Annotated in this window: 15 protein-coding genes and 1 tRNA gene; 2 read left to right on the top strand and 14 right to left on the bottom strand. The window is 60.9% G+C overall.

What is annotated here, in order from left to right:
* Positions 1–46: 46 nt before the first annotated feature.
* The 3 genes from ACQY7R_RS18855 to ACQY7R_RS18845 all read right to left on the bottom strand — a co-directional run bounded on the left by ACQY7R_RS18855 (position 47) and on the right by ACQY7R_RS18845 (position 3,152).
* The gene (locus ACQY7R_RS18855) at positions 47–1,210 is read right to left on the bottom strand and encodes a DUF1559 domain-containing protein (protein WP_428307114.1); all 1,164 of its coding nucleotides are present in this window, start codon (positions 1,208–1,210) and stop codon (positions 47–49) included.
* 156 nt (positions 1,211–1,366) lie between these two features.
* Complete coding sequence (locus tag ACQY7R_RS18850) at positions 1,367–2,032, bottom strand: RNA polymerase sigma factor (RefSeq protein WP_428307113.1); 666 nt, start codon at positions 2,030–2,032, stop codon at positions 1,367–1,369.
* An 871-nt stretch (positions 2,033–2,903) separates the two neighbouring features.
* The gene (locus ACQY7R_RS18845; protein ID WP_428307112.1) at positions 2,904–3,152 is read right to left on the bottom strand and encodes a hypothetical protein; all 249 of its coding nucleotides are present in this window, start codon (positions 3,150–3,152) and stop codon (positions 2,904–2,906) included.
* Between the two features lie 139 nt (positions 3,153–3,291).
* Here ACQY7R_RS18845 and ACQY7R_RS18840 point away from each other — a divergent pair, with 139 nt between their 5' ends.
* On the top strand, positions 3,292–4,164 hold the full coding sequence (locus tag ACQY7R_RS18840) for a hypothetical protein (RefSeq protein ID WP_428307111.1): 873 nt from the start codon (positions 3,292–3,294) through the stop codon (positions 4,162–4,164).
* A gap of 210 nt (positions 4,165–4,374) precedes the next feature.
* Here the strand turns inward: ACQY7R_RS18840 and ACQY7R_RS18835 are convergent, their stop codons facing one another.
* From ACQY7R_RS18835 to ACQY7R_RS18800, 8 genes are all read right to left on the bottom strand, one after another.
* Positions 4,375–4,581 (bottom strand): hypothetical protein, encoded by a 207-nt coding sequence (locus ACQY7R_RS18835; RefSeq protein WP_428307110.1) that lies wholly within the window; start codon positions 4,579–4,581, stop codon positions 4,375–4,377.
* A 49-nt stretch (positions 4,582–4,630) separates the two neighbouring features.
* Entirely contained in the window at positions 4,631–4,957 is a 327-nt protein-coding gene (locus ACQY7R_RS18830) for a hypothetical protein (protein WP_428307109.1), read from the bottom strand.
* Positions 4,958–4,988: 31 nt separating this feature from the next.
* The gene (locus ACQY7R_RS18825; protein WP_428307108.1) at positions 4,989–5,792 is read right to left on the bottom strand and encodes an IS1 family transposase; all 804 of its coding nucleotides are present in this window, start codon (positions 5,790–5,792) and stop codon (positions 4,989–4,991) included.
* A gap of 823 nt (positions 5,793–6,615) precedes the next feature.
* Positions 6,616–6,688 (bottom strand) — tRNA-Ser (locus tag ACQY7R_RS18820).
* A gap of 147 nt (positions 6,689–6,835) precedes the next feature.
* Complete coding sequence (locus ACQY7R_RS18815; protein ID WP_428307107.1) at positions 6,836–7,243, bottom strand: hypothetical protein; 408 nt, start codon at positions 7,241–7,243, stop codon at positions 6,836–6,838.
* Between the two features lie 572 nt (positions 7,244–7,815).
* Complete coding sequence (locus ACQY7R_RS18810; RefSeq protein ID WP_428307106.1) at positions 7,816–8,439, bottom strand: hypothetical protein; 624 nt, start codon at positions 8,437–8,439, stop codon at positions 7,816–7,818.
* 17 nt (positions 8,440–8,456) lie between these two features.
* Complete coding sequence (gene dprA / locus ACQY7R_RS18805; protein ID WP_428307105.1) at positions 8,457–9,419, bottom strand: DNA-processing protein DprA; 963 nt, start codon at positions 9,417–9,419, stop codon at positions 8,457–8,459.
* A 395-nt stretch (positions 9,420–9,814) separates the two neighbouring features.
* Positions 9,815–11,881 carry a hypothetical protein gene (locus ACQY7R_RS18800; protein ID WP_428307104.1) on the bottom strand — a complete coding sequence of 689 codons (2,067 nt, stop codon included), beginning with the start codon at positions 11,879–11,881 and terminating at the stop codon, positions 9,815–9,817.
* Here ACQY7R_RS18800 and ACQY7R_RS18795 point away from each other — a divergent pair.
* Positions 11,868–12,119 carry a hypothetical protein gene (locus tag ACQY7R_RS18795; protein ID WP_428307103.1) on the top strand — a complete coding sequence of 84 codons (252 nt, stop codon included), beginning with the start codon at positions 11,868–11,870 and terminating at the stop codon, positions 12,117–12,119. The genes ACQY7R_RS18800 and ACQY7R_RS18795 overlap by 14 nt on opposite strands.
* Positions 12,120–12,348: 229 nt before the next feature.
* On the opposite strand, the gene ACQY7R_RS18790 is transcribed toward ACQY7R_RS18795, so the two are convergent.
* From ACQY7R_RS18790 to ACQY7R_RS18780, 3 genes are all read right to left on the bottom strand, one after another.
* Positions 12,349–13,179: a ParA family protein gene (locus tag ACQY7R_RS18790; protein WP_428307102.1), complete on the bottom strand. Its 831-nt coding sequence runs from the start codon at positions 13,177–13,179 to the stop codon at positions 12,349–12,351.
* A gap of 340 nt (positions 13,180–13,519) precedes the next feature.
* A complete protein-coding gene (locus ACQY7R_RS18785; protein WP_428303583.1) occupies positions 13,520–14,398 on the bottom strand; it encodes a transposase in 879 nt (292 codons plus the stop codon).
* Between the two features lie 217 nt (positions 14,399–14,615).
* Positions 14,616–15,233 carry a hypothetical protein gene (locus tag ACQY7R_RS18780; RefSeq protein WP_428307101.1) on the bottom strand — a complete coding sequence of 206 codons (618 nt, stop codon included), beginning with the start codon at positions 15,231–15,233 and terminating at the stop codon, positions 14,616–14,618.
* Positions 15,234–15,390 lie beyond the last annotated feature (157 nt).

Raw genomic sequence — 15,390 nt, 5'->3', positions numbered from 1 at the left:
GGAGCCCGGGGCTACAAGGTGACGCGGCTAGGTTCCAGGCCTCGCTCTAGCGTGGCGCTGCTGGCACAAGGTAGATGTTGAGTTGAAACTGCGGCGGGCCGTTCAAGACCACCGGCCCGTTCGGACCGTGGTCTGGCGGAGCCAAGAATATATCGTCCGATGACGTTCCCGCCGCCGCAACTCCAGCGTCGTTTAGATGGATGTTTCGCATCCGTTTGTCCTCTTGCGAGAGAACGCACACCGTGTAGGGCTTCACGCAGCCAGAAGTGCTCAATACATTCTGGCGACACCCGCCGTGGCTGTTGGAGCGGAGAGCGTTCGGGCCAATGATCGGAGCATCGGTCATCAGCGGTAACTCAGCGCCGGGATTGAACTTCAGCGGCTGGACCTCGCCCTCAGCGTTGAAGTAGCCCACAGGGGCCGCATAGCTCACGTTCGCTAAGGCGATCAGCTTCAACAGTTGCAGGCCGGTGACGCTGCTTAACTCCATCGTTGATGGCAAACGACTTAGCGCACCGTCCTCGAATCGTTCCTGGGCCTGTACCGAATCAGGGCAAACGCTCAACTCGAACGCTTGCTGTGGCGTTAGATCCCCGTCATCGACCAGTCGTGTAAAAAACATGATCGACGGTTCATTGCGATTAACCGCCGGCATCAAGCCAGCGTGGCGACCGGCATAATTCTCGATCGCCATTCCCAGACTGCCCATGTTATTGGCGCACTGGTCCGTGCGGGCCGCGGCCCGGCCGTTTTGCACCGCCGGCAGAATGAGCGCCGCGAGAATCAGCCCCACGCCGCTTGCCACGGTCACGTCCGCGAGGCTCCACGAACGCTTGCACGCTCCAGCCGTCTCGGCGGTAAACGCGGCTTGCTTCTTCGAGCAGCGTTTCTTCTCGACTTTGAACTTCCCGCTCGCCGAGTCTTCGACGAAGCAGCAAGTCTTCTTTACGAGGTCGAGCGGCGGCTCGACGTCAACTTTCGCATCGTGAATGCTCGATTCATCGATGGTTGCTAAAGCAGAAGCTGCGGACTCAGCCGGCGCCGACGCGTCGCCGCACGAGTTTGCATCGCCGTCGCCGGCAGTCATGCACTCCTGCAGACGCTGCAGCTCCCAACGCCAGACGACGTCGGTTTCCAGCTTCGCGTCGACTTCCGCGCGGCGCTCCGGCGACAAGTCGTCCATCAAGTAGGCGATCAGGTCTTCAGTCATCGCGGCAAGTCCCGTCCGCGTGCGACATGCGCTTGCGATTCAAAGAAAAGTTGCGACTCAAATAAAACAGGCCCGCCGCTAGGTGCGGCAGGCCTGTTGTTGTTAATCGTCTCCACGGCAGCAGCTGGCTTGGCGCTGACCTTGCATGACGTCCCCTTACGAACGGCTAGCCGGCTGCACGTCGCGCCAAGCTTGGCCGAGTCGTTGGATAGCGGCATGCAAACGGCTTTTGACCGTTCCAACCGGTACCGACATGACCTTGGCTGCGTCACGGTATTTCATTCCCCCGAAGTAAACCAAGTTCACCGCGTTGCGGAGAGGTTCAGGCAAGGCCTCGACCTCGCCCCGCACCCAGGCGCCCTCTTCGCCGCTCTCGACGGCCAGCGCGGGGTCGCCCCCTTCGCTCGCCACCAAGTCAATCAATGTTCCTACGGACTCACTGCCGGCTTGGTGCGGTTGGTTCAAGCTCAATCGACGGTGACGACGATTTCGCCGCTGAGCGTCGATCGCTTGGTTGGTGGCGATCGTATAGAGCCAAGGACGGAACTTCCGGCCCTCCTCGAACGAGTCGCGCTTCTGGTGGACCTGGAAGAACGTCGCTTGGAACACATCCTCGGCCAGGGTGGCGTCACCCAGGAACCGACGGAGGTAATTATACAATTCACGCTGATAGCGAGAGACCAACTCCGAGAAGACGGTCGGGTCGCTAGCTTCGCGGTACGATTGCAACAATTGTTCGTCGCTGACGGCGACCGGATCCATCAGACCCTGGGTCGACGACGTCTTGGTGCGGTTCAATTCTTCCTTGGTATTCTTTTTCATCCTACGAACTCCTCATATTCAGAGAGTTCGACGGTGTTACTAGGAGAAAATCCCTCCTCCTAGCCGTCCTGATCAAAATTCCGCCGACCCGAGCATTCTAACAGTTGCATTTCCATGGGTCGCGGAAATTGCCCGCCGAAGCAGGCCAAGCCATACGATTGATTCGTTCGGCTGGCGCCCGCAGAAGGCCATGTTGACCCTCCGCGAGTACGGATCAGGAGGGATGCAAGTGGCATGCCAGGGGTATAGAAGCGGGCGCGACGGTCCGCCCAAAAAGCGGGGCAAAGATGGCCCTCTGTATGGTCTTACGTCACCGCCCCCAGGGGTGGTTCGCGGGTTCCCGAGGGATTTCCTGACTGCCAAAAACTGCAAAGCCGTGCAAAACCGGCAGGTCGCATTCAGCCAGTCGTCTCATTTTAAGAGCGGCCAGAGATCAAACGGAGGACACTTAGTAGCCGCGGGTCAACGACCCGCCGGAGCGCCCCGCCAAGCCGGCTAAATTTCCTACCCAACGGCCTAAATCCAAGCCATCCGATTCCCCGTGACCTTCTGCGCCAGCCGCCGCGATTCGAGCACCTCCGTTCTGCTATTTCCCGCCTGGATGAGGGCCAGTACAAGGCGTTGATGCTGCGAGATTTTCGCCTACTTATTCTGGTCGTTCCCCTCCTCGCGTGCAGCGGTTGCGCGGCTTCTAAATCTTGTGCACTGTTCCTACTCGAAATCTGGTCACCGGAGAAGGAAAGCCAGTGGCAAAGAGACAATGAAAGGTCTCTTGAACGTCGTGCAGAAGCTGCGGAAGAGCGGCGCCGGCAAGCCGAAAAAACGCCGGCGACCTGACGGATAGAAGCAGTACTCCGCGTCTGCGTTGACTTTAGATTCTCGCCACTCGATTCCCCGCCACCTTCCGTACCAGCCGTCGCGATTCGAGCACGCTCACCGTCGCTAGCACGCGGTGGATCGGCATCTCGCAGCTCGCCGCGACGTCATCAAGCATCGACCCCGTCGGTTCGATCGCTTGCAGCACCGCATGCTCGATGTCGTTGAGCAGCACCTCCGCCGCGATACGAATCGTGCCGCCCCTTTGGTCGGGCGCCGACTCCGCCGGTGTCGTAACTCTCATGTGTTGCTGCGGGAAAATTTTCCCGTGTTAATTATGGGCAGTTACGGAATGGCAGTTGCACCGCTTGATAGTTGACCCGGCGGGTTGGCCTTCCCATACTGTGTCCTCTTCTCAGTTTGGTGGCCAAATCAGGCGGTTTATGACAATTGCAGCTTGTTACGTCTCCTCGGAGGGGGTGGTTTTCGGCGCTGATAGCACCGCCAGCTACTCCGGCCCAAATTCGATGAGGCACTACAACCACGCCCAAAAGCTATTTGAGATCGGTGAGATGGGCAGTACCCTCGGCCTCGTGACTTGGGGACGAGGCGGTTTTCCAGCCGTCTCATACCGGCAATTAGTTGCGGAGTTGTCCGAGGATTTGATCGCGAAGGAGCCGCTCACAGTAGAAGAGGCGTGCAAACGCTGGATTCAGTTATTTTGGAAGCACTACGAGCAAAGTTTCGCGGCAGATTTGGCGGCCTGCCAAGCTCTAGCGGTTAAGTCGCCCAGGACGGTTGCGGAGGACAAGGCCCTTGAGAGCTACATCCGGGCGATGACGGTCGGTTTTTGCATTGGCGGGAGGGTGCGAAAGGACCGCAACCCGATGGCCTACCAAATTGTGTTCGATCCGAGTAAGCCAGGACCACCTATCCCGGTGCCAATTAACAGGTTTCAGCCGATTTTCTGGGGTGTCCCGAACATGATGGAGCGGCTGCTTTACGGCGTCGATGGAACCATCTGCCAAGGCATCTTGGCCTCTGGGCATTGGACGGGGAAGCCCGCGGATCTGAACAAAATCATTGCTCAGAGTGTCCTGAGTCCGAACGCCGAATTACCATTGAGAGACGCGATTGATTGGATTTTCTCGTCGATCTTCGTAACAATCAAAGCTTTGAAGTTCTCCAGTACCCCGCCGTTCTGCGGCGGGCCAATTGAAGTTGCAGTCGTGACGGCCGACCGGCCATTCCGGTGGGTCCGCCACAAAGGACTTGACCAAGCCCTGTCCGACCATGCGACCCGAGGCAAATTTTAGCATGAATCCCTTGTATTCCACGAACGAACCGCAAGTAGCAACGGACTTAGCGCAGCCGGCGTGGGTGGATGAAATGCGTTCGCACTACCAGGAAACTGGGCAAGTGCGACCAGAGGACGCGCAGCGTCTTTTGGGCGATCCTCGCCGGGGAGTGTACATGACCGCAGCGAGTGAGATGGAATGCAACGAGCATTGCATTCTTGGCAGCCGTTAGGCCGCCACTCGTTCGATCAACTCCTTCATAGTCCAAGGCTTCTCCGCTAATGCCGCGGCCATCGCCGGCGTTTGCTTGAGCGTCTTGTGCTTACGGCAAAAATTGTAAAACGCCATAAACAGAGCCTGCATCGCCTTATGGTGACGCAGGCTCTTGCTGTATCCGTTGGTCAAGCGAGTGAAGCGGCGGAGCGTCATCCGCATCGTGAGATTGAGCCGTTGGTGTTACTCCGCGGATTTTGTGGAATAATTGCTAGGCGAAACTCAAACCAAGCTGCGTGAGCATTGAGTGTGTAACCTGAATGCCAAGGCACGGGATTTCCATCGCGATCTCTTCCACGCTGACTTCATCGCGATCCAAGACGCACTGCAGGATGATGTCATCCGGCACGTCTAAATAGCCCCGCTTGGTACGGACCCAATCGCAGAATTGATGCGCCTGCCGCGGCGCTCTCACGAGCTCATGAATGCTCTCCTGCCCACGGAAATAATCGTTGAAGTCGTCCGCCATCTCGTCCTTGAAGTCCTCTAGTGTGAGGTCGATGTCGTACTGTTCGAGATCGATGTTTTCGAGAATCATGGGAAACTCCTTGTGAGGTTGGTGGCTTTACCTACTTGTCCGCCTGCTCAATCAGTTCGCGAACGGTCCACTGGTGGTCCGCGATCCCGGCGGCGACGGCGGGCGTCTTTCTAATGGTTTCGTGCTTGCGGCAGAAATTATAAAACGCGAAGAAAATCGCCTGCATTGCTCGGTGGTGTTGCAGGGTTTTCGAGTAGCCATTGGTCAATCTGGTGAATCTTCTCAGGCTCATACGCAGGGTCAAATTCAGACGTTCGACATGCGAAGTTGAGACGCGATCGAAGTCTGGCGTTCCGTAAACCGATCGCTTTTCGGTCGCTATTATCTTTCCGGGGGAGTAACGACCCGTGCTACGGCCTCCCTGGAAGTTCTTAATCACCTGTCCGAAGTCGACACGCTCACGAAAGCGAAAGGGAACTCCAAGGGTGTAGGTCGACAACCCATCCGCCGACAGTTGGAATCGTCCGGTGGTGGCGCGATCGATCTTGCCCAGGAACAGGTCGCAGGCGGCTCCATCGCGCTGCCCGACGTGATGCGCCACAACAAGTTTCGAGTCGCGATCAACTGCAATCCAAGTCCACCAGCTCCCCTCATCGCCAGTCTTTAGCTGGTCGTAGCGGGTACGCTCTTTCATCGCCACAAAACTCCAAATTTCGTCCGCTTGGATATCCTTAGCCTCGACTCCCTTGATAGAAGCGAGGAGGTTTTCGCAGCGTTCGCCGATCGTGAGAACCAAATCGCAGATTGTGTTCGGTCGCAGCCCCGTGATGCGGGCGGCGGCGCGGATGCTCATTCCCTCAAGCAGGAGTGTCATAGCCATGGCGGCGTCTTTCACGCTCGTTCGCATCGCACCCAAGGGCCGATCGGCGACAATCCAAGTCTTTCCGCAGGTGCAGCAGCGAAGGCGGGGATTGCCCTTACGATCGCGGCCGTGCTTTTTGGTTTGTTCGTGCTGGCAAGTCGAGACAACCATCGCGAGATTCCCTTAGGTCTGGGCTCTCGCTAGACTGGAGGTGTCTAGGCTGCAATTAGCGAAAGCCGGTTGCGGTTCGGCCGCGGTTGTGTTGACGCACTTCCGCGGCTTTTTCTTCTCTAGTTATTGTAGTAATAAAAATACTACGACTCAATAGTTTGGTTGACATTCGGGAATACTTTTCCTACAAAAATTGTATGGCAAAAAAGAAACGCGCAGGTCGACCCAAAAAGCCCCCCGGCCAAGTGCGGTCCTCTGACCTGAGGATTCCCGTCACCGACGCCGAAAAGGCAACCATTCAAGCCGCAGCAGAGGCCGCAGACGGCTCAGGCGGGCTAGCCGCATGGGCGCGAGCCATCCTTATGGAGGCTGCCTCCAAACGCCGATGACGACTAACACTACGACCGCGTGATTCGTTATATAAATCCGCTAAAACCGAGTGGCTACCAACGCACTGGTCACCTCCCTTCGTTCTAAGTCGTTACTGCAGGCGCACTTGCCCAAAGGGCGCAAATTCGCTTGACTGCACGACTTGCGCGATCTAGACTTCATCGCTGAGTCGGCCTCGCCGACGCTCTTTGACAATCAGCTGTAGAGAAAGTGGAGGCGGGGGGAATCGGACCCCTTCAGGCGGATTTAGAGTCCGCTGCTGTCGCCAAACAGTCCGCCCCCTCCAATTTCACAATCCTTCTAGCTGGATTCGAACCAGCGACCCCCCAGTTAGCAGCCGGGCGCTCTATCCGCTGAGCTATAGAAGGCTGGTGAGCCGAAGCGATCGTCCCTTGCAAGTCTGAACGCCTCGACCACCTAAGAATTCTCTACCGCTACGAAAAAGGGCTGGCGCGCATCGCGTGCCAGCCCTTTTTGTTTTTGGCCGTCTTTTTCGGATTTGCCTCGGTACTCATCTAGTCCTCCTCTGCAAGGTAGTGCCGCATCCCCGACCGCCTTGCAAGGCGGCCCGCTTTCACCAAGTTACTTAGCGTGGTTCGGAGCATGTGCTTTTCGTTTGCTGCCTTGGTTGCCGTTCGCCCCAGCAATCGCTGAACAACTTCGCTGGTCGTAATTCCCGGATTCTCTTTCACGGTTCGTAGTACAGCGAGCCCCGGCGGGATTGCACTTCTCTTCACCCCGGCAGGATTTGCCGCCTGCTCCTGCTCGCGAATCAAATCCTCGATCATCTCAAGCTGGGCCGCCGCACTGGCCCTGCGTTCTCGTGCTGCCTTGAGCTCAAACTCCAGGCGAAAAACTTCCGCCGTGAATTTCCTCTCCGCATCCTGCAGGGCACCGCGCCGCGTTTTTAAATCTGGTTGCATTCGGGCTGCCCGCCGACATAGCTGAGTGACGAGAGAAGTATACTCCAGCTGAATCCATGAAGTCAACCGTTTAGCGCCCATAAGGCTCGGCGCGAAATCCATATGGATTTCGCGCCGAGCTCGAAAGGCCCACTGAAGCGACTTCGCGCCGAACGATAAGTCTATTAAACGTAAGGACTTGCGTCGGCGCGGTCCATGCGCGCCCATGATATTTGCTATCACTCGGGCACATGCTATGATTATTTTGCAATGCCACGACCACCACTAAATCCCGCCGATTACGGACTGGAGATCAGCCGGACAGACCTGATCGACCAGTTTGCTGACGACTTCACGGAGTTCAGCCGGGGTAAGTGGACCATCGATGAGCTAGTGCTCCACCCCGGTGAGGCAACGAAGTTCTGCAGGTTTGTCCGTGTGTCGCGAGGCTATGACCTAGTCCCAGACGACGTGATTTTGCGCGCCCTTATGAATCGGCGCAAGGCTTCACCGCGGGCACCTAAGCCACGGTTCAGCTGGTTAGAAGAGGAGCACGGGCAACAGCGGCTGCCCGGACTTGATGAAGAGTCGGCCTAGCCGCCGGCAACGACCGCCCATCGGCCACCGGCGTCGGCCGTGAACCTTACCGAATCGTCCCGCAGCGCCGCGACCAACGACTCTGTAATTAGTCGCCGACTAGCCCCTTGTCGGCATCCGCGTGCCTGAATCGCAATCGCCAGTTCCTTGATTCCCAGCGGTCCCGTTTCGCTCAGGATCACCGCGGCGGCGTCGGGTAGGTTCATCGCCGCCAGTGGCGTCTGGGGCTCGCTGCCGATCCCGGTAGCCACCCAGATAATCTGGCCGTCAGCGTCGCGGCGAATCCGCTCCAGCGCCCTCTGGTCCTCCAGTCGCCTTAAGTGCGACCGCATCGACGAGTCGGGTATTTCGTGCCCGTGCGCTCGCAGCAGCGCCGTTAGCTCGCCCGTGCTGAATTGGCGGTCTTGGGGAATGACCTGCTTGATGGCGTCGACCGCCCGCCGCCCTTTGACGTAGTTGTTGTTGGACTTCTTGACCGGCCCTGCGGCCCCCTCAGGGCCGAGATTCTTCCGCAGCGCTGCGATGGTTCGCAGGGTAGCGGCGTACTCGTCGTGAGCCGATTGGACAGCGGCGTCGCGCTTGTGGCGAGCCTGCACGCGAAGCTTTTGGTAGGAGTCCATTCCCCGATGATAGGGCGCTATAATGCAGCTTCAAGAGACGGGCAGGTCAGCAACACACTGGGGGTACAGCGCCACTCCGCCAGCGGGCCGAGTTCTTCGAGCACGTCGTCGACGCAGGTCACGAGTTTCGCCCCGTCGCGCAGCAAGTGATGCGGGCCGGCGGAACCGGGGCTGTCGACCGGGCCCGGTACGGCGAACACCTCGCGGCCTTGCTCCATCGCGTGCCGCGCCGTGATGAGGGCGCCGCTTCGCAGGGCGGCTTCGACGACGATCGTTCCCATCGTGAGTCCGCTGATGATGCGGTTCCGCTGCGGGAACATTCCCGCGAGCGGCGGCATTGTCGGCGCGGCTTCGCTCAGCACGGCGCCTTGGTGTTCGATCTCCTCGGCCAGCTTTACATGCTCCGGCGGGAACGGATTAAGCACGCCGCTTGCAAGGACCGCGAGCGTGCGTCCGCCAGCCGCCATCGCCGCGCGATGCGCAGCACCGTCGATGCCGCGGGCCATGCCGCTCACCACGGTGATTCCCGCGCGAGCTAGTCCCGCCGCAAGCCGTTCCGCCTGCTTCTTGCCATAGTGCGTCGCCCGCCGCGTGCCGACGATCGCGACCGCCATCTGGTCGGCTGGCTCGATCTCGCCACGGACGAATAGCACGCCGGGCGGATCGGGAATCTCCTGCAGCGAGCGCGGGTACCCGGGCCACTGCGGCAGCAAGATCCGCAGCCCATGCTCGCGGGCGATCGCGAGCTGGGCGTCCAGCTGCACTTCATGCCGCGCGCCCAGAATCCGCCGCGAGATCTTCGGGCCGATTCCCTGCACGCCCTGCAGTGCCGCCTCGGACGCGGCGAAGACCTCCGCCGCGACGGCGAAGCGTTCGAGCAACCGGGCCCGCAGAATGGGCCCCACGTCGGGCGTCAGCGCGAGTAATATCTCCGCGCGGGCGGCTTCGTCGAGATTCAGCGGATCTGCAGTCGTCGCCATGGAGCCAACCATTCGCCGCGGGGTAACTGGACGCCGTCGGTCGAATTTAATTGGCCAGCCGTCGAATTGCAAATCGTGCGTTTCGCCCCAAGATGGAACCCGCGTCCCCGCATCGGACTGGTCGCTTAAGCGACCAGTCCAGTAGCACGCAGGATCCAACGCCCAATCGCTCGCAACTCGCAACTTCCTCCACCAAACAAAGAAGCCCCGACCTTGGGGGAAAGGCCGGGGCTTCCAGTTGTGGCGGGCGACTGTCGCGGGGGAGGCGGGTAGTCGCCCGCTAGACCTCTCCCTGGGGGAAGGGAGGGGTTGGGGGTCTCAAACACTCGGCCTGGTCGCCCCATTGGGCTGGTGGCTTAAGCGGCCAGTCCGCAGCGGCGTCCAGTCCGTCGCACTCAGTAATTCCACTCGACGCCCGTTTGCAGGCCGTGCAGGATCATCGAGCTGCCGGAGTTCACGTACGTCGAACCTTGGCCAGCGGTGAGCCACTGGTTCGGGTTCTGGTTCGTGGCCAGGGCGAGGCCGGTGATGCCCATCGCACGCCAGCCGCCGTACAGACGGCAATGGCAAGTCATCTGGTAGCTCGCTCCGACGCGGAGCTCGCCCAGCATCGAGACGTCGGTCTTGTCGGCCATCGCGTTGAACGCGTCGCCGCTGGAGATGTACCGAATGTTGCCGGTCGTCGAGTTGATGTACTGGTGGGTGCTGATGTCGTTGCCATACAGACCGACCAAGGTGTTCATGTGGAAGCCCCACTTGCACCCGATGCGGTACATGGCGTTCGAACCGAGTTGGAAGCCTAGCAGCTTGTTCTCGGTCCGCGAGTTGTAGTCGAGGTAGCCGGTCGTACCGCCGCTGTAGTTGACGCCGTACATGAAGTAGTCGTCGAGCTCCAGGTACCGCACGCCGCAGACGCCGGTGAGGTTGTAGCGGTTCGGAGCACAGTAACCCGTGCTGCAACCACCCGCTCCGCCGCCGATGCCGCCGCCAACTCCGCACGACCCGCCGTCGCAGCCGCCGCACGGGCCGCACATCGGGGCACAGCCGCACAGGTTGAGACGAAGCAGGTTGAGTTCGATGTTGCGAGCTTGGAAGTTGCTGCGAACGCGGACGTCGTCGATCGAGTAGGTACCGCTGCCGACTGGCGGGCCATAGTTCCAGAAGTTGTTCATCGGCATGTAACCGCCGCCGCCGTTGTACTCGAGACCCGGCATCGGCATCATCGAGTAGTAGTCCGACGGCATGCTCGGCATGTAGTCGAACGATTGCGTGGCGCCGAACAGTTCCCAGTAGACGCCTTCGACGCCCCAGCCTGGGCAGCATGGCGTGCAGCCGCACGGGTCGCCAGCGACGCCGCCGAAGGTGCGACCCAGACGGAATTCAACGCCGCCTTGGAAGCCAGGATCGACGTCGGTTGTGTCGACCGGAATGTTCGGCATCGTCGGGTAGCCGTTCGCCGGCATCGAGTCGTCGACCATGCCGAGGTTGTACTTGTCCGAGCTGTCACGCTGCATCAGCAGGCCGTAGACGCCGCCGAACCAGTAGTTGCAGCTGTTGCGGCAGAGCAGACGATCGGTCATGCCGGGCTGTTCGCAGCCATAGGTCGAGTACTCGGCGGCGCCGTAGGGAGCACAGTTGCCCGTGGCACAGCCGGCCCCTTGCGGAGCAGCGCCGTAACCCGAGGGATAGCTCTCATATCCGGCCGACGGGTAGCCGTAGTCGGGCGACGGCACGGCTTGCGGAGCGGGCGCCGGGGTCGGCATGATCGCGCCGGGAGGGACCGCCTCAGTCGGCGGGTTGAGCGTCATCGGCTGGCCAGGCGCCGGCGCCGGCGTCGGATTCTGCATCGCCCGAGCGACGTAGACCGGCTGTTGCTGCATGACCGGTTGCTGAGCGACAGGCGCCCCGGCTTGCGGGTAAACCTGCTGGAAGGCAGTCGGCTGAGCCGCACTTTGAACCGGTTGCTGAGCGACCGGATACGTTTGCGTCGGGTAGCTCTGTCCGACTGGCTGAGTCGCGACCTGAGCAACCGGCTGCGTGGCCGGGTACGTGCCGTAAACCGGCGTCGGACGCGCGGCGACATACTGCGTCGCGGCGGTGTATTGTTGGTTCGCCTGTTGGGCGACCGTGTTCACCTGCTGGCCGACTTGCTGAGCCGCAGCGTTGTATTGCTGCGCCGTCTGAGCAGTGACCTGCTGCTGAGCAGCCGAGAACTGCTGGTAGGGAGCCGTCGCGGCGACCGGCGGCGCGGCGACTGGTTGAGTCGCGGCCGGCGGAGCGGCGTACTGCTGCTGCACGGCGCCTTGCGGCATCGTGTATGGGTTCTGCGCCGCTTGGGCGTAAGGTTGAGCGGTTTGCGGATACGCGGGGTACTGCTGTGAGTACGCCGGAACGGCGACCTGCAGCGTCGCGAGCGATGACGCCGCGAGCAGCCCCCTTCTTAGGTCGTTGAACAATCGCATCGGACGCAATCTCCTGTACGTTGAGTTCGCCCGCACGGAGGACGCCGCCTGGGTCGGTCGTGGCGTCGCGGAATCCGCGGAGCGAGGTATCTTGAGCGATGCAGCCGTCGATTCCTTCGACAACGACGGCTACATCCTCCCCCGCATGATCCAATCGACCGCTACCGCCGGCAGAGTTCGCGGCATGTCGCGGCCGGCAAAGATGTTTCTGCTGCTATCAGTCGAACGACTGGAATAATCGCGCAACTTTGCCAGGAAGAGGTTGCGCGCACGGAAGAGTTTGCGCAGATTCTCGCGCAGCAGCCGCGGGTCAACGACCCGCCGGAGCGGTTCCAATGGGGAATGCTGAATGGGGAATGGGGTGAGAAGTTAGCGGGACAGTTGTAGGGTGATGCGCCCCATTCCCCATTCGACGTTGAATGTATCACCGCTCCGGCGGCTCGTTGAGCCGCGCGGCTACTGCGGCGTTACGCCGCCTGAGCGACCGGCGTTTGCTGCAGCCCGTAGAGTGCTAGCACTTCGTCGGCCAGCGCCCGGTAATCCTCCGCCCCCGCAGAACTCGGGGCGTACTTGAAGATCGATTGCTCAAAGCTCGGCGCCTCGGCCAAGCGAATGTTCCGCCTAATCCGCGAGGAGAACAACCGCCCCGAGAGCCACGGCTGCTGCCGCTCGGCGCCCTCGGAGAAGTACGTCGAAACGTCGGCGCTGATTTCGGCGGCGAGCCGCGTCGACGAGTCGTACAGGCAGAGCACCACCCCGGCGAGCCGTAGGCGATCGTTCAGCCGGCGATGCACCAGGTCGATCGTCTGCAACAACTTGCTGAGACCATGCAACGCCAGGAAGTGGGGCTGCAGCGGCAGGAAGACGTCGTCGACCGCCGACAGGGCGTTGATGGTGAGAATGCCCAGCGACGGCGGGCAATCCATCAGCACGAGATCGAAGTTTTGCGCCGCGGCGTTTTCCGTAATCGCATCGCGTAAAATCAGCTCGCGGCCCACGACGCCGGCGAGTTCCACCTCAGCCGCCGCCAGGTCGATGTGCGACGGCGCCACCCACAGGTTGTTTTCGACCGATTGCCAACATTCGCCGAGCGTCTTGCCACCGGTGAGCAGGTCGTACGTGTTGGCGAGTTCCCCGCGCTGCGGCCCCAGGCCGAAGTGGAGCGAGGCGTGAGCCTGCGGATCGAGATCGATCAGCCCGACGCGGACCCCGCTGGCGGCGAGAGCGGCGCTCAGATTGACGGCGGTCGTCGTTTTGCCGACGCCCCCCTTCTGATTGATGATGGCGATCGATCGCATGGCAAAGTTCCCGTCGAGGCAATTCAGTTCCCGGCCCCGCCGCGGCAAGTGCTTTAGCCCCCGGTTCTTCAAACCGGGGGCTAACCACCACGCGCCAGCAGCGCCGATATTGGGCCGCGGAGTATAGAACCCGCCCGACGACGCCTCCAGACCATTCGCCAAAGATGCTAGCGGCCAGCTTCGCCGCATCGCCGCCCCCTAGCCCCGGGCTTCGCCCGGGGGTCGCCCCCCATTCCACCGAGCGTCGCCCCAACGTCGCGCGAAGAAGCGTATTAAACAGCAAGCTTTTTTGGAGATCAGGCAGAAGAGAAATGTTCTGGCTCCCTCCCCCTGGAGAGGATTATGCAAGTGCCAGCAGTTCCGGTTGCCGGATTTTGATCCACCGGAGGCCGTTGAGAATGAATTTGGCTTGCACCCAATGTCGGACTCGGTGGAAGCGTCGCACCCAGGCTGGCAGCGGGGCTAAGACTCCTCCGGTGCTTGCCAAGACGCCGAACTGTCGCTCGATGGCGCCACGCTCGCGATAGAGCTCGCGGCCGAACGGCGTGGCCAACAGTTCGATCGATCGCAGGCGGCTCGGGCTTTGGCGACGATGGCCGAGGCCGTTGCGACCGCGACTGGGCGTCTTCTTGGCGACGAGTTGAAACCCGGCTTGCGCCGCCGCATCGTAGAGCCCGTTCGCGTCGTACTGCGTATCTCCCAGCAGATAACCGCCGCCTGGCAGTGATTCGAACAACTGACGCGCGACGGTCTTCTCGCTCACGTTCATCGGAGCGAGCGACCACGTCGTAAACAACGGCCCTCCATTCCACACGGCGTGCAGCTTGTAACCTTTCTGCTTCCCCTTCGCGCCGCGACCCCAGGCGGCGTCCCGGTCCTGACTGATCGGACTGACCGCCAAGGCCTTGCCGTCGATGATGTGGATCCACTGCCGCCCTAAACCAATTAAGATCAGCAGTTGCTGCTCTACCGCCGTCAACAACTCCACGGCGTCCGCCTGCTTCAGTCGTCGACTGAGCGTGCTCTGCGGCGGCAGTGGATCGAGCCGCAGATCAGCCGGCCACTCCTCGGCACACGCCGCCCAACTCGTCGGCCGATCGTGCACCACCGCCCAGAAGTAAACCGCCACAATCTCCGCCGTCGAGTACTTCCAACTTCCCCAACGCTTGTCCAATCCGCGCGCTAATAGGTAAAGTGCCAGCCAGAGTTCGCGTTCCATAAAACTCTCCTTGTCAGGGGTTTGCTACCGACAAGGTGGAACGCGGACTCCTTCTTTTCAAGACGCTGCTAGCAGTTGCATAATCCTCCTTGAGGGGAGGGCTGGGGAGGGGGGAGGAACCCAGGTACCCGCTGCCGTCACCCCTTCCTACCCCAGTGCTTCGCACGGACTACCGCCTGCGCACGGTCGCCACTGGCGACCGTGCTCGTTGCTCCCCTCAAGGGGAGGGGACCTCATGGTTCGAGTTGTTTTCCAGCGCCCCCACATCGCGCAAATACGTCGTCACCGCCGCCGCCATGCGCGCACAAGGCAGCACCTCCACCGTCGTCCCATCCGCCGACAGCTTTCCCATCACCTCAAAGTCGCGCGTGAACAACACAATCTGCTCCGCATCGCCGTCGACGAACCGCAGCGCATACGACCACTCCCGCGTCCCGCCATCCACAGGCTCGACGCCGCGCTCGTCCCACACGAAATTCCCATCCTGCGTGAACACATGCCGCAAGTGAATCAGCCCCGGCTTCTTCCGCAGGTCGTGGTGATCGACCACGTTCCGTCCCGCCACTTGATTGCTGAGATCAACCTCTGCTCCCGCCTCCTCCCCCTCGTCCCCATCGCCCGCCGGCGCCGCCGCCAGTTCCAACAACTGCAACTCCGGCGACTTCACAATGAGCGACCCCGCCGGCCCCCAAAACTCCGCCGAGTGCCGCGAGTAGCTGTACTGGTAAAGCCACGCCCCCCCCGACATCGCAATCGCGAGTGCAAAGATCACCAAAATGATCAGCCGGCCGGAGATCTGCATGTTTAATAGGGAACCGGCGACGGACGCAGGCAAACGCGAATAAATCCTATCTGCGTTAATCCGCGTTCATCGGCGGTTCCAACCCTCCCCGTATTCCCTTGGCGAACCTTGGCGTCCTTGGCGGTTGCCTTTTTGCATTTGGCGATCAGTCCCAGCGTGCATGACGCCCCGCCTGGCAAGCCTACTTTTG

Source organism: Lacipirellula sp. (assembly GCF_965279485.1).
GTDB lineage: Bacteria > Planctomycetota > Planctomycetia > Pirellulales > Lacipirellulaceae > Lacipirellula.
The sequence above is the reverse complement of the archived record's forward strand: the minus strand, read 5'-3'. Positions and strand labels throughout refer to the sequence as shown.